The 22575-nt window shown below is 37.1% G+C and carries 10 protein-coding genes; all 10 read right to left on the minus strand.

The annotated features are described in order from the left end of the window. Positions 1-684: 684 nt before the first annotated feature. The gene (locus tag OZP09_RS09925; RefSeq protein ID WP_269237639.1) at positions 685-1677 is read right to left on the minus strand and encodes a pectinesterase family protein; all 993 of its coding nucleotides are present in this window, start codon (positions 1675-1677) and stop codon (positions 685-687) included. Between the two features lie 108 nt (positions 1678-1785). Then, positions 1786-3810: an aceric acid hydrolase gene (locus OZP09_RS09930; RefSeq protein ID WP_269237640.1), complete on the minus strand. Its 2025-nt coding sequence runs from the start codon at positions 3808-3810 to the stop codon at positions 1786-1788. 91 nt (positions 3811-3901) lie between these two features. Next, positions 3902-6367 carry a pectate lyase family protein gene (locus tag OZP09_RS09935; protein WP_269237641.1) on the minus strand — a complete coding sequence of 822 codons (2466 nt, stop codon included), beginning with the start codon at positions 6365-6367 and terminating at the stop codon, positions 3902-3904. Between the two features lie 15 nt (positions 6368-6382). Then, on the minus strand, positions 6383-8713 hold the full coding sequence (locus OZP09_RS09940; RefSeq protein ID WP_281310694.1) for a DUF5703 domain-containing protein: 2331 nt from the start codon (positions 8711-8713) through the stop codon (positions 6383-6385). A gap of 111 nt (positions 8714-8824) precedes the next feature. Then, positions 8825-10258, minus strand: a complete 1434-nt coding sequence (locus tag OZP09_RS09945; protein WP_269237643.1) for a sialate O-acetylesterase — start codon at positions 10256-10258, stop codon at positions 8825-8827. An 83-nt stretch (positions 10259-10341) separates the two neighbouring features. Further along, positions 10342-13728, minus strand: a complete 3387-nt coding sequence (locus tag OZP09_RS09950) for a glycosyl hydrolase (RefSeq protein ID WP_281310695.1) — start codon at positions 13726-13728, stop codon at positions 10342-10344. Between the two features lie 73 nt (positions 13729-13801). Further along, positions 13802-17086 (minus strand): glycoside hydrolase family 2 TIM barrel-domain containing protein, encoded by a 3285-nt coding sequence (locus tag OZP09_RS09955; protein WP_281310696.1) that lies wholly within the window; start codon positions 17084-17086, stop codon positions 13802-13804. Continuing rightward, on the minus strand, positions 17086-18210 hold the full coding sequence (locus OZP09_RS09960) for a glycoside hydrolase family protein (protein WP_281310697.1): 1125 nt from the start codon (positions 18208-18210) through the stop codon (positions 17086-17088). The genes OZP09_RS09955 and OZP09_RS09960 overlap by 1 nt, the downstream gene beginning before the upstream one ends. A gap of 248 nt (positions 18211-18458) precedes the next feature. Next, positions 18459-20141 carry a glycoside hydrolase family protein gene (locus OZP09_RS09965; RefSeq protein ID WP_281310698.1) on the minus strand — a complete coding sequence of 561 codons (1683 nt, stop codon included), beginning with the start codon at positions 20139-20141 and terminating at the stop codon, positions 18459-18461. A 195-nt stretch (positions 20142-20336) separates the two neighbouring features. After that, positions 20337-22526 (minus strand): alpha-L-rhamnosidase-related protein, encoded by a 2190-nt coding sequence (locus OZP09_RS09970; protein ID WP_281310699.1) that lies wholly within the window; start codon positions 22524-22526, stop codon positions 20337-20339. Positions 22527-22575: the final 49 nt, after the last annotated feature.

Raw genomic sequence — 22575 nt, forward strand, 5'->3', positions numbered from 1 at the left:
AATAACTGTAGAAATTTTAAACGTTAAAAACACATTTATTAACTGATTCCAAAAATATAAGGATTGAAAACCAGAACTGTCCTGTAGTATCCTGCCCTGAAATAATCATCAAGAAAAACAGAATAAAAAAGCTATATTATCAAAAAAATGTTAGTCAAAATATACTTACACTAAAAAAAGACTTAAATTTTAAATATAATAATACACCAACAACAATAAATAAGAAAAAACACCAAAAAATAAGGAGATTTGCTAAATTTCTTTGAAAAAAGAATAAATGGGATGAATTTATTTCCAAAAATTGAATGTATGAAATCGATTTCTTTTAAATAAAAATCTTACATAAAACAAATAAACAGTAGAATGGAAAAACCTAAAAAAAATTGAAAAAAAAATTGAAAATTATAATTAAAGAGGTAAATTCTTATTAATACATAAAAGTGTTTGTTATTTTTATTGATGTGAAAAGTAAACTTTTTATAAAAAAATTATCTTTACTAGAAAATTATTTGCTAAATTTAAGATCAGCGTGAGTTTTTATTTTAGCCCAACGCAACAAACTGATAATGAGAGTTCGTATTTTAATATATAAGCATTTGTATAATAAAAGAAATTTTTATCCTAGACTTTATAGTGTCTTTTAGTCAAATTAAAAGTCTCAAAATCAAATAATTATAGTCTGTCTTATAATTCAGGACTCCATCCATTTAACACATTTTTCAAAGCATATTTTTTAATATCTGATTTTTTCAACTGATGCGACCATATTGCTCTTTTAGAAAGATCTTTAGCACCTCCACCTTTGCTTCCTAATTCAGCGTAATAAACCGTTTTTTCCTTGTCTGGAAAATTTTTATCCCCTTTCCAGGGATTCCAGCCTTCAGGAACTATATGCGAACCTAATTCTGAATTGATAAATACCGTTTTTGCAAATGGTCTCCACGGACGCCCCAGAAAAACCTTATCAACCGTACTGTCTTTCGCAGTAAGTTTACAATCCACAAATACAAATCCGTATTTATCTTCCTTGGTTGTGGAAGCTGCAGTAACATACGAATTGCTTAAACTTTCGATAGTGCAATTATAAAAATATGCAGTTGCAGCACCAAAAATAAAATCTGTTGTACCATTGATATAACAGTTTTCTAAATAATTACGGGTTCCGCCTTTTGCTAAATACAAAGTATCCTGATTTCCTAAAATGGAGCAGTTTTTTACAGAAACCCTGTCACCTTCAGTGTGCAGCGCTACTGCCTGACCTACTTTTCCAGCTGTATTTTCTATAGTGAGATTTTCTACTGAACAGTCATTTCCCTGAACTAATAAAGTATAAGAAGTATAAGTACTAAATTTTGGATCTCCCGTAACGTCAATTCCTCTGAAAGGTTTACCGGAATAATCATTATATGAAATAACGGTTTTTTCTCTGTCGGTTCCTTTTAGCGTTATATTTCTTTTAAAAGCCGGAATGACTACTTTCTCATTATAAATTCCGGACTTAATCGTAATAAAAACCCGCTTCTCGGCATGGTCTCTTACTTTGTTAATAGCTTCCTGAATAGTTTTAAAATCACCGGAACCATCCTGCGCAACAGTCAATTCAAATCGGTTATCGGTTGTTTGTGCTGATGATGTTAAAGCTATTAATGCTAAAAATAAGGTAACGATATATTTCATAATTGATGGATTTTTAAATTACATAAGTCATATAAGATCCTAAGTTTAGAAATTATTTTTCTCTTGCTTAAAAACCTTATATGACTTACATGGTAAATTCAAATTATTTTAATGTGAAAGCCAGACAGACATTTCGCCCTTACCATGATTTCCCCACGCAAAATACGGAATTAATTTCACAGTAAACTCTTTGCTATCTTTTGCCGAAAGCGGTTTATAAAGCTTTTTATCCCATGAAGTGTCATTATTGATGGATGAACTGGCCGTTATACTTAACAATTGTCTGTCCTGAATTTTGATAAAATCTGTCATAAATTTAGAATTGACATCTAAAACTACTTCGTTTATACTTGTATTCGCAGGAAGCTGATTAGATTCCAGACAATAAACAATTGGGCCTCTTTTTACAGCCACCTGATTTTTCACTTCTTCTACTAATGGATTCGCCTGCATCAATTCAACCGGCATTGGGATATTCAATTCGATAATATCACCCTTTTTCCATTTTTGTGCTAATTTTTGGTAGGACCCTGAAGTTATAGCTTCGTTGCTATTTTTGCCATTGATTGAAATTGTTGTTCCCTGGCTCCATCCCGGAATTCTCAATAAAAAAGCATAAATATCTTTCGGCGCTTTTACGATTTTCAAAGTAACTTTTCCATCCCACGGATAATTTGTCTGCTGTTCAATTTCGATTTTTTCTCCTGCAAGTGTGGTTGAATTCAGATTATTACTTCCGTATAAATTTACATACAAACCTTCTTTCGAAAAGTTGTATGCATAATTGCTCACCTCAGCAATGGTTCTAGTTACGTTTGGCGCACAGCAGTTTGATAAAGCGATATAACCTTCCCTTTCCTTGCTCCATCTTTGCTTAAAAGGCAAATCTTTGGAAACATTTAGCGGATTGTTATAAAAGAATTTTTTTCCTTCCAAATCAATTCCGGAAAGAACACTATTGTACAATGCTAACTCTACAATATCTGCATATTTAGCATCGCCTGTAATCTGCAGCATTCTCCAGTTCCATAATACATTTCCAATATTAGCACAGGTTTCTGTGTGAGCGGTAGCATTTGGCAATTGAAAAGGTCTTCCGTATGCCTGATGAATTTTTTGGACATCAGTGGGATTATAAGAAGTACCATCTGGAGAAACCCCGTCATATAAAGAACCGCAGGCTCCTGTGATGTACATTTTTCTATATGTTACATCATCCCAAATTGATTCTAAATTATCCAGTAATTTTTTCTCTCCTGTTTCAGCGTACAAATCAGCTACACCTGCGTACAGATAATTCGCTCTAACGGCGTGTCCCATAGCGGTTGTCTGCTGTCTAAACGGAATCCTGTCCTGATTGTCATCGGTTCCATCTTCGGTAGTTCCTCTGATATCGATTAGATTATTCGCCAATTCCAGATATTTTGGATTTTTAGTCGTGCGATACATTTCGACAATTCCCATATAATGCGAAGGGCAAATGGCATTTCGTGCTAATTCAGGTGATGCTTTTTTATAGAAATCATATAAGAAATCGGCAACGCGTTTTGCAATGTTTAAAAAATTGGTTTTTCCGGTGGCACGGTAATGAATGCAGGCAGCTGTCATTAAATGCCCCATATTGTATTTTTCGAAACCGAGTTGTTTTTTCACTTCTTCCGGACCCAATGTTCCCCAGCGTTCATCGATCAAAACCGGAGTATGCAGGTAGCCGTCTTTTCGCTGTGCTTTCGCAAAAAGAACAATCGCTTTATCCATTTCGACATCGAGTTTTTTATCTTTTGTAACGGCATAAGTCGCTGCCATTCCTTCAAAAATTTTATAAAAATCACCATCATGAAAAGAAGGTCCTTTAAAAGTTCCTTTGCTTTCCCCGGCTGCAATTTCAAAATTTTTGTACGCATGCGAAACCTCATCGTTGTGATACAAGTCCCACATGTACGGAAGCGTATTTTTGGTTTCTACATCAAATTGTTCTTTCCAAAAACCGTTGGTCCATTTTACATCCTGTAAACCTACACTCTGTAATTTCGAGTAAGGACTTTCTGAATTGGCAACCAGACCTTTGTTTTGGGCAATCATACAAGTGCTTACAAACAAAAGTCCCAGAGAAACATTTAATAAATTTTTCATTTCATTATTCTTTTGAACCATATAAGTAATTGAAGATCATTTAAGCAAAACTTATATTTTCTTATATTACTTATATGGTTTTATTTTTATTTTACTTCACCAGGAAATTAATTGTTCTGCTCATTGTATCACCATCAGCATCTTTAACTGTTAATACAAAAGATGCGAATCCTGATTCAATAGGCGTAAACTGAACTTCTTTTCCTTTTAAGATTACTCGTCCATTAGTAAGATCCGAAAAAGTAAATACCGGACTTGCTTCGTATCCTTTAAAATAATCCGCAGCATTTAAAACGGTTTGCTCTCCAGATTTCACAAAGAAATGTGGCTGTGCCATCCAGTCTAAATAATTATCTAATTGTGTAAATCCGTCTTCGTCTAAATCCGCATTAGCATCTGAAAAATCTCCCGCTTTGGAATTTTCATTTAAACCAAATGCTTTTTCCCACCAGTCTGGCAAGCCATCATGATCAGTGTCCCAGTCTGCAGGACGGGTTTCTGATGAAAAGTTTGGCCATCCTCCTGCATCTTCTTCATTATCAATCATTCCGCCAAGACCGCTTTTACTTCCTTTATACGTAAAAGTTCCTTTTAAAGTCTCCTCTACAATGCGGTTATCATGCTTATCAAAAAATGGCTGATTCGCACCAACATCCGAAAGTACATTTTTATAAGCTCCTTTGGCTGACTGGGTATTTACATAAGACTCGAAGAAAGGTTTATCTACAAATGTCTCATAGTCTACTTTGTCGTTATTGGTAATAGTTCTTTTTCTGCCTTTTTCCTGAGATTTCTCATCAAAATAACCTGGCATTACATTTCCGTCAAAGAAATAACGCTGCATTCCTTTTCCAACCCCTTCATGCTGTGCATTAAGTGCAACGAAAATTCCTGTTGAAGTGCCCGGTTTATAGAAATTATTCACAAAATTAACTTCATTTGCTCCGCCGTCAGTAGTTCTTTTTCCCCAGTTGTAAACGACATTATTTCTAATGTCAAGTCTTCCTGTATAAAATCCGTCACCACTTAAACCTCCTCCAATACTCCAGTTTCTTCCGTAATTATGTGCCAGTAAATTATGGTGAAAACTTCCGATATCACCACCAATCGTTGCTGCATAACCGTGCATTTTTCCGGCCTCGTATTTATCGTGTCCGGCTACATTCAAAGCTTCTGAAATTAAAGTTCTCTGCAATGTGATATGATGCGCACCACGCGAACTAAACGATTCATCAATTGTCCAGCTGATTGAACAGTGGTCGATAATACTATAATCTGCCCCTGTTAAACCCATACCGTCAAAAGTAGTTCCGCCTCCGATTCTTACTTTTAAAAATCGAATTACGCCATCATTTCCCGTTAAACCAATTGGTGCACGGCTAATCGTAATTCCCTCGCCGGGAGCTGTCTGTCCTGCAATAGTAATGTAAGGCTGATTGACCACTAATCTTGATTTCAACTGAATATTACCTGAAACGTTAAACACAATAGTTCTCGGTCCGATTTGCTGATTAATGGCGTCACGTAAACTTCCAGGTCCATCGTCGTTTAGATTGGTTACTTCAACTACTTTTCCGCCACGCCCTCCAACGGCAAAACGCCCGTAACCTTCTGCTCCAGGAAAAGCCAATTGAGCCGGTTTGAATGACCATACATTTCCTAAAGTCACATTTCCTTTGGCGTCTACTTCGTCAACTCTCCAATAATACGTTGAACCGCTGTATAAATCAGAAACTGAAAATGTTCTGTCAGTTAATTTACCTTTGAATTCCTTTGAAGATTCAGTAGCATTGGCAACAGCATTTTTATCTTCGCCAAAAAACAATTTATGTGTAACTGCATTTTTTGAAGCATCCCATTCCAATAAAACCTTTTTATCCGCTGTAACGACATGTTCATTTGCATTTTCCGGTTTTGGAGAACGCGCCTGATTCATTAAATTTGGCGTATCAATTTCAAAACCATTGATTACTATTTGTTTTACAATATCCGGATTTGTGGTCGGATCAATTTCAAAACGAATAACAACCTCTTTCCCTTTTACAGCATTGAAAGTGACATAAGCCATTGTAGCATCAATTTTTGCATTAGCTCTCTGACTAGCATTTACCGTTTCCTGAAGTTTTCCGTTTACCAAGATTTTTATCGGTGAGAAAGTTTTTCCGGTAATGACATCAAAAGCATTGTGAAAAGTTAAAAGCGTGTGTTTTCCCGGCTTTAACCCGCTAATTTTCATTTCCAGATTTTCAGCTGTAACCAGTCCGTCAGCACCTAATCTATTGTAAAACGGTGCATTCATACCTACTTTATACCATTTCGAACTGAAGTTGCCTTTCAGTTTAAATGTCACACCGTTAAAAACTTTTTGGTCTTCTTTCATATCATTTACCACCCACGAATCATAGCCCGGAGCATGAACTTCTTCAAGTCTTCTCTGAAAAAAGTCAAAATCAACTTTTACAATTTGTTTTTCAGTTGTTTTTCCAACCGATTGTGCCTGTACATTTGCTGATAAAAGCGTTGCCAAAACAGCAGCACTTATTAATTTTTTAATCATTTTAATTGGTAATAGTTAGTGTAATTTTTTCTTTTCTTCTGTTGAAATCCCTAACAGATTAATAATGTCTTTTTTTCTTTCTTCTGGAATCACCCTAAAAACTTTTAATTCTCCATTAATAAGTTCGACTTCGACAGTTGTATTTTGTTTTGCATGTAATTTAAAATGTACATTCCATTCTTTTGGCCAGGCCGGAAAAAGGTAAATTTTGCCATCGGCTTCCTGCAAAAGCATTTCCTGCATCCCGATCATACCTGCTCCGCCCCAGTTGTGGTCCGGAACCCAGTCAAAACCTGGTCCCCAGAATGTCGGGAAACGTCTTTCTGAATTGGTCATTTTTAGCAGATTATATTTCATTGCTTCTTCAGTCAATCCCAAACGGGCAGAAAAAATATTATCCTGTTTCCAACCAATGTGACTTCTGAATTTTATCGCATCAGGATCATATTTCCATGTATTCAAAGCCGTTTCCAAATCAGGTTTTCCAACGCCGTAAATTCCCCACGGATAAACGGGATATAATTGCGGTACTTCAGTATTGTTAACCCGCTCCCAGGTTTTAGCAGGAAGCAAAACTTTATGATTCTCAATCTGCCCAAAATTTAAAGGTGGAATTCTATTTTGAAATGCTTTTAAATATTCAACGTCTTCTTTTGACAATTCATTCGCCGAAAGGTTTAAAAGATTTTCTGTAATTACGGTCAGAGCCGAAATCGTGCTATTTGCATTGTTAGCCATTTTATACGTTTCAGCACCTGAACCTGGATAAAGAATTAACTTCCCGTTTCCATCTAATGCTTTTCTTCCTCTTTGTTTGGCTAAATACTGATAATGTTCATCAAAAAACCGAAGACAGCTAATGATAAATGGATTGTATTTCTGAATATCTTCGCCTGCATATTCTTTCTGTTTTAACATCATCTGGCAGAATTCAAAAACCGTGTCCCATTCGTATTCGAGCCAGGCGTTGTATTCCATTCCCGGATCGTAATCTGCAGGGCGTTTCCATTCGTATTCTGCAGGATTGGGCAAACCAAAATTTTCTAATTGTTCTGTAAAAGATGCTCCGTTGTGGTTCCAATAGACTTTGCTTCTTAATTCGGCATTTTTCTGAAGGCTTAAATAATAATCCAGCTGGGATTTCATCATATCAAAATCACCGCTTTTTACCATCGGATGATAAACCAATCGCTGGTTTTGAGCTGTCATTGTTCCTCCTCCCCAGTTTCTAAAATCAGGAGTAAAACTAAGGTCTTTGTTGGTATAAACGGGATCAACTGTAAAAAGTCCGCCGTTGAATTTGGTTGGATATTTCCCGTATGCATTACATCCGAGCATGTATCGGAACAACTGATAATTCTGCCCAATCTGATATACCGAATCTTTAGTAGTCGATTGATTTTTTTGCGTATAAATAAAACTCCGGTTCCAGAAATTATTCCACCATATTATAGTGTTTTTTTCTGCTTGTTTTGAAGTCTTTTTATTTTCAGCGATCAAAGTTTTCAATCCGTTATTCCAAGTTGAAAAATCAGATTGACTGGTGTTTAAATAAATTTCTAAAGATTGTTTTTTGGAAGGTTTTATGCTCGAAAGATTAAATCCTTTGAAATCGGTATCCTGATATTTCCCAAGATAGGTGCCATCAGGTTTCAGGTTTTCGCCAGTCATCATTCCTCCAAAAGTCAGATTGGCAATAGGATTCAGCATCTGGTCTTTTACTGATCCCATTTTCTGTTGTTTCACCGCTACATCAAAAACGGTTTGCTCACGATTTCTGTGGTAAAATTTCACTCCATTATTTTCAAAAGCAATAGAATCTTTAAAAATCACAACATCGCCCTGAGGCGCCCATTTATAGGAATTGGCATTGTTTTCTTTTCCTTTTGAAATACGATTCTGATGACGCCAGCTTTCATAAGAAGCCGTCATTTTCAACGGCGTTTTACTTTCTAAATCCAAATGAATCATCGGATTAAAAACATCAACCCAAAGTTTGATTTTCGTATCATTTTGCCCCACTAAAATATAACCGTCTTTGAGTTTTAATTCCTGATGAAAACCTTCATTATCCTTAAACGGATTTGGGGTTAAACTTACTTTTACACGACCCAGTTTCAATAAAGTATTATGTTCGTCAAAAGTCCCGCTTCGAGAGAAATAAAAATACAAATCGCCTTTCTCTACCCAGACATTCATCCCTATATCACCGCCGCCCAATGGCATTGATTCTGAGGAATTCTGGCTCTGAGTTGTCCAAACCTGATTGTAAGTATCGAGCACAGGAATTTGCGCTTTGATACAAAGCGTAGTGAATAGAGAAAATAGAAGTATTAAATTTTTCATTTTTTTATGCTGTCCTGCAAGGTTTTCAAAACCTTGTAGGTATAATTTTTAAGTTTCAATTTCAACTAAACACCTACAAGGTTTTGAAAACCTTGCAGGAACGGTTAGAATCTACCATTCATCCGTCCTAAACGAAGAAACCGGCAAACCGCCGCCACTAAACAATTCTGCTTTAGCGAAATCTTTCCACAAGTAACGAATAGCTACAGGCTTCGCTACTTTATCCGAAGTCAGCACCACCGATTTTCTTCTCACCACTGTTTTGGCCGGATAAAAAACCTTGTCCTCTCCAGCCAATTCAAAACCTAAAACTTCCTTATCATAAGCCGTTATTCCATTTTCCACATTATCAAAAGAAACCGTTACAGCTCCATCTTTTATTTCCATCGATTTGTATTTTGGGCTTTCAAATTCAAAGCCTTCTATTCCATAGGTTCTTGCCAAAGCCTGAAAAGCCAGTCGGTTTCCTCCTTTTTCCTTGTCCATTGGGTGAATGTTATTTTCTTCGCCAACGTCCATCAAAACTGCCATTCCTGAATTTGGAATTGCTGCCGAAGCCTTCAATTGCGCTTCTCTCAAATAAGCCGAATTGTATTTTTCCAGATAATCTTTTGGATGAAAAGATGCATAATTAAACGGTGCAATCTGAGCGTAGTAAAACGGAAAATCGCCTAGTTTCCAAAGTGCTCTCCAGCTTGAAACCATCTTTTTCATCAAAGCAGTATATTCAGAAGCTCTTTCGTAATTCGATTCTCCTTGGTACCAGATACAACCTTTGATTCCGTAACCAATAACCGGCGAAAGCATTCCGTTAAACAGAGTCGTAGGAACTCGGTTTGGGTCTTTTGCCAATTCTTCTTTTGTAGTCGGAATTTTAGCGCTCGCAAAATCTTTCAGCATTTCCTGATTCATCCACGCTTCCATACTTGATCCTCCGTACGAAACGTGAATTAATCCTACGGGCACATTTAAAACTTCCTGTAAAAGTGATCCGAAATACCAGGCCGTTGCACTAAAATTCGAAGTCGATTTTGGCGAAGCCACTTCCCATTTTCCTTCAAAATCATCTTTTGGTTCTAAAACTGTCGCACGCGGAATCGTAATTAACCGAATATTTTTATTGGTTGATCTAACGATTATTTCGTTTCCGTTTTTAACGGGCTGTCCCTGAAATCCTTTCAAAGGCATTTCCATATTCGATTGTCCGGAACACAGCCAAACTTCGCCGATCAAAATATTTTGGATTGTAATTTTTTCTTTTCCTTCAGTAACTTCAATTGTAAACGGACCGCCTGCAGTTGGCGTTTGCAATGCTGTTTTCCATTTACCGGAAGCATCGGCTTTAGTTTTGTAAATTTTAGAATTCCACGATGTTTTGATCATAACACTGGCGTTCTTTTCTGCCCAGCCCCAAATTGGTGCGTTTGATTTTTGTTGCAACATCATATTGTCCGTAAACAATGCAGGTAGTTTGATGTTTGCATTGATTTGTAAACTTGCTAAAAACACAAAAAGTGCAATAATTGAATTTCTAAAATTTCTCATTTTTATATTTTTTTCCCACCGCGAATTCACGAATTATTTTTTTACAATCTTTGAGAATAAAATTCGTGAATTCGTGGCTAATATTATTTTTCTTTTACAATACTTACTGGCCCCAACAATCCTGCTTTCAAAAGCGGGTTTCCTTCCAATCTATATGGCGCTGTTGTCCACGTTAATCTTTCTTCTTTTGGCAATTTTTGATCACCCATTAATCGGTTTGCCCAGGTATTGGTGATTTTAATTATAATTTCGTTTTTGCCTTTTTTAAGTGCTTTTGAAATATCAGTTTTATAAGGAAATGTCCAAAGTGTGCCACAGTCTTTTCCATTAATTGAAACTTCGGCAATGTTGGCAATTTCACCTAAATCAAGCCAGATTTTATCGGAAGCTTTTCCTTTCCAGACAAATTCTTTTTTGTACGAAGCTGTTCCCGAATAATATTTTATCTGCTCATTTTCGGATATTGACCAATCAAAAAGCTTGTTGATCTTTACAATCTCTTTCGGACCTTTATATTCCGAATCAAATTGTAATTCCCAGTTTTCATCTAAAACCTGAACGGTTTCAAATTGAGCCTCTTTTGCTTTAGCTAACACCTCTTTTGTTTCTTCTTTAAAAATTACAAAACCGGATTCATTAGCGTCTAAAGTTACCGAAACAATTGTTCTACCGTTTTCAATTTTCCAGTTATTTAAAACAATCATTTTATCAGTTACCGGATTATACCATTTTGGCGTTTTCCCCGAAATTCTAAAAGATGCTTCAAAGTTTCTTTTTGCTGAATTTTGATTCGAAAGAAAATAAATATCTTCTTCTTCGGATTTTCTATGTGTCCAGGCAATGGTTTCAGCATCGGCTCTGTTTAGATTTGGGAAATAAACATCCTGCGTAATCCCGATGGAAGCAAAATCATTTCCTAAATATGGTAATTTGACAACCGTTCCTTTTCCGATTTTCCACGAAGATGAATTGGCGTTATTCCAAATTTCATCAATTACAATTTGCCATTTCTTTTGATCGGCTTCGGAATGTATTCCCGGCTGTATATTGGGTTTATCCTCTACAAAAATAGTTCCACCTTCTTTTAGCAATTGCAGTATTTTTTCGGCGGAAGCCAAAGACAAAATTTTGTTTGGTGCCATTTTATGACTTCCCGGAAAGAGTAAAGCGCCATATTCAATTCCGCCTCCGAAAGTGATTTTTCCGTTTTGAACTTTTGCTCTATTGATCAAAACATCGGCATTGAATGAATCGTATTGATAACCGTTCAACGGATTTATCCATTGTGATAAATCTGTTATATTTTTTGAATAGGTAACTTCTTTAGGCATTTTGGCCGTTGGCTGACCTTCATTTTCCAAACGGATTTTCTCGCTTTCGAGTCTTGCTGCACCAAACACATTCGGAATAAACGGTACCAATCGATCCGGTACAAAAGAACGCGAAGGGAAATCTTCGCCAATAAAAACCGCCAAATCAATTACAGGTTTTCCTTTTTGTAACTGAAATTGAACTCTTTGACAATAATCAAACCACGCTTTTCCGGGTTTCCACCAAGTTTGGTCTCTTTGGAAAAAAGTTCCGATATCATCTAAAGTCATTCCCGGCTTTCTATCCGTCCACGGATTGTGCACAAAAACATGGTAGAATAATCGGTTGATTCCCAAAGCATAATTTCGGTCTGCCGTAGTTTTCAGATTTCCGGGATGTTCGTCCCAATCCATTCGCAAAGCCGTAAAAGATTCTGCCTGAATAATGTCTTTTCCGTAAATATGTCCGCCCGAAATCGCATCGACCATATCAAAAGGTTTATCATGCGTTGGGCTTTTTAACCAAAACTCTCCGCCCGGATAATCAACATATTTATAGTGAAGTAATGCATCGCTCATCATCGTCGGCGCAACATTTTCTGAACTTAATTTGACATTGTATTCTTTGGCAATTTGGGCAACGGTTCCATAGAAATTATCCGCAACTAAATCTCCAATAGTTTTTCTAACATCGTATAAAACTTTCTCTGAGAAATCGGCACTCTCTATCGGAATTCCTGCCATCACAGGAAGATATTCAACCAAATCATAACCGCGTCTTTTTTTAAATTCGTCCCTAAAAACCGAAGACCAGTTTTGGCTTCCGCATTCCCAGCTGTCAAAATGAAGGATTTCCAGAACTTTTGAAGCCAGTTCAGGTCCGGCAAAACGAACGGCTTCACCAAACCAGTGATCCAGTTGAAAACGAATTAATTCCGGATTGAATTTATCTACTTCCAATCCTTTCCCTGCTCCGCCAGTTGCATTTTCATGTCCTGTTGAAGTATGCCCCATTCGGATAATTTTCCATTTTCCTTTTGGGGCTTTCCAGTTCAGATTGCCATTAGCATCAACAAAATTGGAAATATTAATAATCTCTGATTTTTTAAATGATTCAGAATTCGGAATTTGTTTCTCGGTTGTTTGCGGAGTCAAACGCCAGATTGCACCTGATTTTCCTTCGTAATTATTTATTACCGATTGATTTGAAAGTGTAATTTTACTCACTTTTAAATTCTGTTTCCATTTCGCAAAATCCAGATCTTCCGCTCCGGGTTCAGTTCCGATTGGATCATACACAAATCGGAAATATTTTGCGGTAACAGGCGCAATGGTATGCGTATTTGGAAAATCCATATCCTGCCAGCCGTGGCGAGGTGCGATCAGTCTTTCGTGGAATTTAAAATTAACTCCATCATTACTAACCTCAACGATTAAACGCTGTGCCTGATAATCTCTTCCTTTGGTTTCAATAACAATTGATTTGCAGGTAAAAGGCTGAGTAAATTCGTACTGAATCCAGCCTGCATCGGCAAATTTGAAGTTTTCGTCTTTTTTAGGATCGGCCAAAAATGAAGCATCAGTATTGTTAGATGTCGTAACTTTTGGTAATTGAATCTGTGAAGTAGTCTGATATTCTTTTATAGGAACAGCAAATGTCGCAATGTCTTTATAATAATCTTTGTAATGTTCGGGAACTGGCAGTTTTGAAGTCACTTTTTTCCCTCCTAAAATTTCTGCCGTTGACCAAACCACTTTCTGCATCGACATTTCTGGTGTAATCCACGGACCGCCTGCAACTGCAAATCCGTCTGCGCCGTGAAAAGCGAGTTTCAAACCTAAACGATCGGCTTCTTTAAAAGCCCAATGAATCATATCCCAAAATTCGGGAGTCAATTGCAAAACTGGCGGATCAATTAATTGGGGATTTGCCGGACCTTTGATCGTCATTAAATAAGCACCTGCAATTCCAGCTTGTTTCATGGCTTCTAAATCGGCTGTGATCCCGGGTTTGGAATACGCCGATTTCATCCAATACCAATATACCCATGGTTTTGAGGATTCAAATGTTGGCTGAAAAGATTCTTTTTTATAAACTTCCTGTGCCGAGACGAAGCTTGCAAATAGAAGGATAAAAAAGAGGTGTTTTTTTTGAAACATTGCCGAATTTGTTTTTATAAATCTGCGTGCTATAATTTTTCACGCAGATTTAGCAGATTATTTTTGATGTTTTTTAATACTTAAATTTCTTTAAACTGTTTTCCAAACCATTTTTTGCTTCCGCAAAAGGAATCAGATAAAAACTATACTGATAATCTCCCGAAGGAATTTCATATTTCTCAATAGGTCTCGCTACTGGCGACCAGCTATCATTACCGCCTACTCCCATTTGAACCAAATCGATATTTACTGTCAAAAATCCAGGGTCTTTCAGATCATAAGTATGTTTGGCTTCGTTTAAATTTTGCTGTGTAAAAGGCCAGGCGCTCATACTCAAAACTTTTGCATCATTTACAACTAACAAACCTTTATTCTTTTGCGGTGTTGTAAAAGCCATCCACCTTACTTCCGTGCGATTTCCGTTTTCTTGCGGTTTTACATAAGGCTCAATGAAGTCATTAACTGGCAACGAATATTTTCCAACAGTAAAACCAAAACTGCGATCGATATAATTTTCCAATTCGCCTTTTCCGTACCACGAAATTTGGTCAAATTGTCTTTGAACTCCCATCTGCATTCCCACTTTTGGGATTTTTGGTAAATTTTTATCTGCTTTTAATTGATAATTTACCTGTATAATTCCGTTGGATTTTATCAAATAATCAACGCTGACCTGAGCGCTGTCTTTAATCACTTCATATGTACTGCTGATTTTGATTTCGCCTGCCGATTTTTGCATTACTACATTGGTCAATTTCGGAACCGCATTGTACCATTGTTTCAAAACTTTATTGGGCTTCCATCCTTTTCGGTCATTGTCCGTAAGCGGTCTTGTAAAATTGGGCAGTAAAGGAGCAAAAACCTGTTCTTCATTTTTATATTTATAAGAGGTTAAAGCACCGTTTGTTTTACTAATTAGAATTGAATATTCTTTACCACTAACTTTAAAATCGGCTGTTGTTTCCGAAACTTCGATTTTGTCTTTTGAAATTGCTGGTGTAAATGGCGTTTCTATCTTCTTCAACAAAAACTGATCTGTTGAAACTGCATAACCTTTGGTTGCCCAAAATTCATCTTTTGAAAGTTGAAATTCGATATTTAAAAAGTATTCCGAATCGGGTTTCATCTTCGGAAGGTATTTGTTCACATCCAAAACAAAATCAGTTCCGGCAGGAATATCAAGCGGTTTCAAAACCACTTCTTTTACGACATTTCCATTTTCTAAAATTTTGATTACGGGAATAAAATCATTCAAATTTTGAACCACCTGGCGGTTGTGAATTTTTAAAGCTGTATTATTTTCTAAAGTTGAAACTGCAGGCTGATAAATCCATTTGTTTTCAAACATAGCCGATTTTGGACGCCCGTCTGGCGATACCATTCCGTTTATATTGAAATTAGCATCGTGTTTTTTCTCTCCAAAATCTCCTCCGTAACCAAAATATTCCTGACCGGTTTTTGGATCTTTTCGAAGCAATCCCTGATCTTTTAAATCCCAGATACAACCGCCAATAACCCTTGGGGTCGAACGGAATTCATCCCATAATTCTTTTAGGTTCCCGGTAGAATTTCCCATAGAATGCGAATATTCTACAAATAAAATTGGACGTGTATCTTTGTTTTGATCTACTAAAAACTTTGGTGTAAAAACCCCTGGATAGAATCGGCTGACCATATCTACATACGGTTCGTCCTGCGGATTTTCGAAACGATGCGAATGATCGACCGTTTTTGGATAACGCGGATCTAATGGATCGATGTAACCATCCAATCTTGGATTTCCTTGTGCCGGTTCGTAATGCACTGGTCTTGTAATATCATAATCGTGTGTCCAGCCTGCCATTGCCGAGTGATTTGGACCTTTTCCAGCTTCGTTACCCAGACTCCACATTACAATACTTGGATGGTTTTTGTCGCGTTCCACCATTCGGGTCATGCGTTCTAAATACGCGTGTGTCCATTGTGGATCGTTGCTCAAAAAGCCTCCTAATCCGTGGGTTTCAAGGTTGGCTTCGTCCATTACCATTAATCCGTATTTATCACATAATTCATAGAAATAAGGATCGTCTGGAAAATGAGCTGTACGCACAAAATTGAAGTTAAACTTTTTCATCAGCTTTACATCTTCTTCTAAATCCTGATGATTCACAGCTTCGCCACGAACGGGATGATGTCCGTGATGATTAACTCCATAGACATAAGTTTCTTTTCCGTTGATGAGCATTTTGCCATTTTCTTTCGAAAATTCGATAGAACGGAAACCTATTTTAGACGATTTTACTTCACTAATACTCCCATCAGGGTTTTTTAGCGTCATTATCAAAGTATATAAGTTCGGTTTTTCGGCACTCCACTTTAAAGGATTTTTGATGGTTTCCTGAAAAAACCCAAAACGAACTTTATCCAATCGCGGTGAAACTTCGCTGATAATGTCAATGGCTTTTCTGCTTAATGGCTTTTCGAATAAAGGCTTATTTTGAGGATCGTACAATTGCACTTCAAAAGTGTGATTTTTGATGGTATCTCCGGTAAAATTCTCTAACCGAGGACGCAGTTGAAAAACGGCATCTTGGTATTGTTTGTCTAATTTGGTTTGCACAAAAAAGTCCTGAATGCGTAACTTTGGCTCTGCCATAATAAAAACTTCACGCTGAATTCCGCTTAAACGCCAGTGATCCTGATCTTCCAAATAAGAACCATCACTGTAACGGAAAACACGAACAGATAAAATATTTTCTCCTTTTTTAAGATAAGGCGTAATATTGAACTCAGAAGAATTGAAACTGTCCTGACCATACCCCAGAAAATCGCCATTGATCCAAACCTGAAAAGCAGAGCTCACACCACCAAAATGAAGCGTTACATTCATGCCATCCCAATTTTCAGGCACGGTAAATTTTCGTTGATAAGATCCAATCGGGTTATCATCCTGAGGAACAAAAGGAGGATTCACTGGACGAAAAGAGTAAACTGCACTTTTATAAATCGCTTGTCCGTAGCCTTGCATTTCCCAGTTGGATGGTACGGGAATTTTATTCCAGCCTTTTACTTCTGATTTGAAAAAATCCTGAGGTGCTTCCTGAAGGTTTTTGGCAAATTTGAAATCCCAATCGCCGTTCAATATTTTAATTCTGCTTTTATTTCTGTCTCCTTCTAAAGCATCAGCAAAATTAGTATACGAATAAGCCGTTGCACGTGCAGCTTGTCTGTTAATACTTGTTACCAATGGATTTTCCCACGGCACATCGCTATATTTTTGAGGAACACGCGGTACACCAGCTGGTTCGCCTGTAACCAATTGAGCCTGCATTCCATAAATGCTTAGCAGGAAAAAAAATAGTATTCTAAAGTTGTTCATTATTTCTTCTGTTTTTTTTCTGGCGGAGCCACAAAATTCATTTCACTCTTCCCTAAATCTTTCGAAGTCGCAACTGCAATTCCTCTCTGTTCTGCTTTGTTTACGGCACAATAAAAATGATACACAACCCCATTGTGTTTAACGACAAATGATTTGTGAGCAAACATATTATCATAAGGTTCTGATGACTCAATTAAATTTTCACCTTTCCAGTCTTTCCAATGCATTAAATCGTTTGAAACTGCAAAACGGTTAAACGCACCCTGATCCCAACCTGTCCAGAAAGCACCAAAGTAAAACATCACCCAGGTATCGTTGATTCTCTGAATGAAAGCATCGCCTGTTATTCCTCTATGGTTATTCAGTACCGGATTTTTACCGAAACGTTTCCATGTTTTCATATCATTTGAAACTGCCATTCCAATTCGCTCTGCTCCTTTGGCGGGATTTATACTGTCACCGCGGGCATTATAATACATTATAAAATTATGACCAGTTATTTTCTCTTTGTCACGGATTATGGAGTTTTTGTACATCGTACTATTATCCCACCAGCTTACCTCTTTATCTTTTGGAGTCAAAACCGGATTTTCTAATCTTTGAAATTCGTGTGGTTTTGTTGGTGATTCTTTGGTATACGCCATTCCGATTGATAAAACGCCAGCTTCATAACCTTTGCTGTCTCCGCCAAAATAACTCATCCAGTATTTGTCATCGTATTTTTCCCATTCGTAGCTTCCGCCCCAGGTTGGATCCTGAAGTGAAATATATCCTGCTTTTTGGTTGACATCCCAGTGTTTTTCATTTTCAGAAAATGACATTACTTTTCCTAAATGTTTCCAATGCAATAAATCTTCACTTTCTGCCAGCCAGGTTTCGTAGCCTCTTCCGTCGTAAATTAAATAGGTCATAAACCATTTTCCGTCTTTTCTAAAAACGCTCGGGCAATCCATTTTATAGGAGTTGTCCGTTGGCACCATTACCAAACCGTATTTGTAAGGCGTTTTGATTTCGTTGTAAATCTCCTGCATTACGGTTTCGGTGATTTCTCTTTTTTTGTATTTGGTGGCACAACTGCTTATTACAATTGCTAAAAAGGCGATAAATAGATATTTAATTTTCATTTTGTGTTGGTGTATTTTGCATACAGAATTTTCCTTTGTTTTTTGGAGCAGAACATTTGTTTTACTTTCAAAATCCCTCCCGCTTTCCGTTGCAATCTTTTTATTTTTAAAGAAAAAATAAAAAGGATTTCCACTTCAATCGGGGCTAAGGAGAAAAATTGTGCTTTTTTAGAAATCAAAAAGTAAAAAAAATCAATAATCGAATTCAGGTTTCTCTACTCTTTTCTCTATGTTCTTTTTCTATATTCTTAATTCAATTCTTTTAAACGTGATTCCATTACTTCTTTATTCAGTTTCACTTTTACCATTCCGGTTGGGTGAAATCTTTTTTTCAAATCAATAGTGTTATAGATAATTGTGTAAACATCATTGTCCTCGGGAATTAAACATAATGGTGTTCTCATAATGTCCCAAGTTTTATCTACTTTAGTTTCTATTGGCAGATAACGCGCTTCGCCCCAATTGATTCCGTCTTTTGAAAGCGTGTAGCCTATCATATTTGGTAAATGATGTCCCCAGCCTTCTGGTCCTCCGTCAAAAACGGCAATATATAAACCGTTTGGCAATTGACTTACGATTGGGTTTTCAACAAATTGAGGATGGATGGTTTTTATCGGTTCCAAACCTTTATTTAATCTTGTCCACGGGCCTTCCAGACTATTCGATTCCGCTAAAGCGACGAACCAGCCTTTTCCGGATTTCTTTGGATAATCTGTCCAGGATTCGAATGGGTAAGCTCCGCTGTAAAATCCAAAATATTTATCCCCGACTTTATACGGAAAAAAAGAAGCGACTCCCTGACGACCTTCCCAAGGCTGAGAATCCAGACCCGGTTCCATGATGATTCCCATATCTTTATAAGGCCCTCCAATTCCATTGATACCTTCTACTGTCGATTCGCATCTCCAGATTCTTCCAAAAGAATGGTTGGGCTGAATTTCTTTATGAACGGTATACGCCAAATAATAGCCGTACCATTTGTTTGCTTTTTCACTAAAAACAGGCATATACGACCAAATTGCCCCACGACGATCATTCATTGGATTATCGTCTTCGGTAATCGCATACGTTCCGCTTGCCTTATAAATAGTAGATTCTCTTTTCCAGTGAATCGCATCTTTACTGGTCCAGTGCCCAATTCTGGTTTTTACACGATCGTAATAATATTCAACACCAATTTCTCCCGCTCTTTCAGTTGGAAACATATGATACATATCACCAACTTTTACCACACGTCCGCCCTCAAAGCCTCCCTGAATTCCTTCAGTTCCCGGCATTCCTTCGTCGATAACGGGTTTGTTTTCTCCTCCGATAATTTCGAAAAGCGGTTTTTCGTCTGAGAATCCTTCGATGATGTAGGTTGGATTCCACAATTTTCCATCTAATAATCCGGCGTTTCTTGTTGCCAATTGCTGACTACTTTTCAGAACTCCTAAAATCGCAAATAATCCTTTTGCGTTTGGGAGAATGGTGTGCGTTCCTTTAGCGTAAGCAATTGCATAAATATTTACAGGAGCCAGACCTGTAATGGTAGCTCCATTTTCGAGGATTAATTTGCCGTTTTCTATTGCGTTCGGCTGAAGATATGCTACGTTACTCGCTTCCTGAAAAACACCAACCAAAAGCTGAACTGGTTCTTTGAATTTTAGTTGTAACGGAAAATTTGTTCCTTTTTTATACGATTCTAAAGGCAATTTAACTCCTGTTAAGCCTTGCAACTCGGGAGCCAGACCTACAATGTTGTGTTTGCTTCCTGAAAAAACGTGAGCATATTGCGTTGTTTTGAAGGTTTTGTAATTGGATTTTACGATTTCAAAAGTTGCTGACTTCCAGACTCTGTTTTGTGCTTCTGCAAATTGAACGCAGATTGAAAACAGTACCAAAAAGGTGGTTTTTAAATTGAAATTGTATTTTGTGTTTTTTGAAGACATTTTGTTTTTTATTTTTTCATTGATTCCAGAATCAGCACAATCTTGTCATTTCGACTGAGGAGAAATCACACTAGAAATTCCTCAACAATAATCGACAATCTTTGTGGTTACGAGTGTGATTTGCTTCGCCAGTTCACTATCGCTCGGGTCTCCATTCGGTCGAAATGACAAACTTAACGTTTGATAAACTAATCACTAAGTCCTAAAAGCTTTGTAACTCACTTTATACTCTACATTAGGCTTAACAATTAACTGATATTTATTTTTCGCTAATTGCGTAATTGTTCCTGAACTTGCTTTCGGTTTAGTTGCACTTTCAATAATCAATTTCCCTTCACCTTCTGATGCTTTTACTTTGATTTCTTTGGTACTGCAATACACGGACACTTCTCCTTTTGGCGTAGGCACTTTTCCCTCCATCCATTGCAATCCGCCAAGATTCGGTTTAATTTCATATTCTGAATATCCGGGAGCGGTTGGTTTTACACCCAAATAATATTTTCCTAACAAATAAATGGGACTCGAACCCCAAGCGTGACAAAGACTTTTACCGTAAGGACGACCATACATTTCTAAATGCTCCTTTCCTTTTTTGTTTGGGTTGTATTCTTCCCAGAAAGAGGTAGCGCCTTCATTTAACATTCCGCCCCAATACTCTTTCATTTCTTTCAGCACATAATCCTGCTCGCCCATAGCACACAATGCTTCCAGCTCGTAAAAACGCATATATGGTGTCGTAATTTTAAGAATATTATCATTTAGCAACACCTTCTTTTTTATACTTTCTTTTTGTTCTTCAGTAAAATAATTAAAGAATATACCGAACATATTAGCATATCTGGTCACAATATCCTGCATTTTACCATCGATGCGCTGGTGCTTCATGACGTTTTCTTTTTTATCCCAAAACACATCAAATAATTTGGTTTTTAAATCATCTGATAATTTTTGATACTCTTTCTGGTCTTCGTTTTTACCTGCAATTTCAGCACTGACTGCCATGGCTTCTAAACTTCTTGCTAACAGCATCTGCTCAAAACTAACTTCGCCTGTTTTTGGTAATCCGTTTGCCCAGTCAATAAAAACCCAATCGCCTTCTAAAGGTTCAAGGAATCCGTTTTTGTTTCTTCTTTCTAAACAGAAATCCATCAATGATTTCATTCGTGGATAAAAAGTCTTGATGAATTTCGTATCACCCGTATGCAGATAGTAATCGTAAACACCTACAAACCAATACAGCGAATAATCCATGATGATATTTACGTGAGCTGTTACAGGATCTTTTCCGCGAAGTGCCAACAGCGTTCGTTCTACGGAAGCCGAATCAAAGAATAAATAATAATTCATTAAATAACTTTGATAAGCGTCGCCGGACCAAACCCAGCGGTCGCGTTTGATTCCGTCTATAAAAAACTCGCGGGACGTCAAATGCATCGTGTAAGCCGACACATCCCAAATTTTATTCAATTGCTGATCTGAAGATTTGAATGCACCACGATACTCTAATGGCAGATATTCATAAAGCATTGAAATGGAATCGTATTTCACTCCCGCATCTACCTGTACCTGAACATAGCGAAATGCTTTTGATCCGTCATGTGTGTAGGTTTCAGGCTGGTTTCCATCAAAAGATAAATGGTCTAAGGTTTCGCATTTTGCAGAATCTAAAGCTTCCTCGCGGGATTCACCATAATAAAGTGCTACTTTTCCTTTACCTTTTAAACCGTGAATTTTAATATAACCAAAAGTTTCTTTACCAAAATCTACCAACTGTCCTGCTCCAAATTTTTCAGTTTTCTTTGCACTCAAAGGTTTGGTTGTCAGCTTAAATTCGGAAGGCTTATTTTCTGGCGAGTCAAAATTCCAGGAACCAACAGGAACCCAAGGTGTACCGGATTGTTGTGCTTTTCCGTTTTCATCAATCCAAAGCTTATCTTCATTGGTTACCTGCCAGGAGGCATTAGACTTAACATATTTACCATTTATGTAAATAGCCGGCAAGACTTCCTGATTATACACTTTAAAGGAAATTTTATGCTTTCCGGCAGGAACTGTTATTGATTTTGGCTGTCCGTAAACCTGAACACCGTCTAAAAGCAACTGAAAAGGTCCTTCTGAGTAAATTTTCACCTCATCCGGATTTGGAATATCGACTTCTGTCTGAAAAGTTACCAGAGCATACGGACTGTAATATTGCCAAAGCGGAGGAAAAACGGCTTCGCGTTCAGTACGCCTAACCTGCATTTTATTGCTTAACCAAATTTCAAAATCCCCTGGATACCAAATCCATGTGGCAGGTTTATTTTCCTGGGCAAATATAAGAGCTGAAGAAAATAAAACTGTAAAAACAAATAATTTTTTAAAATTTAGAAATCGATTTCGCATAAAAAGATATTTTGGGTTTAAAGATAAGTGTTCCTTTTACATTTCATAA

Origin of the sequence: Flavobacterium flavigenum (genome assembly GCF_027111255.2) — a bacterium.
Classification (GTDB): domain Bacteria; phylum Bacteroidota; class Bacteroidia; order Flavobacteriales; family Flavobacteriaceae; genus Flavobacterium; species Flavobacterium flavigenum.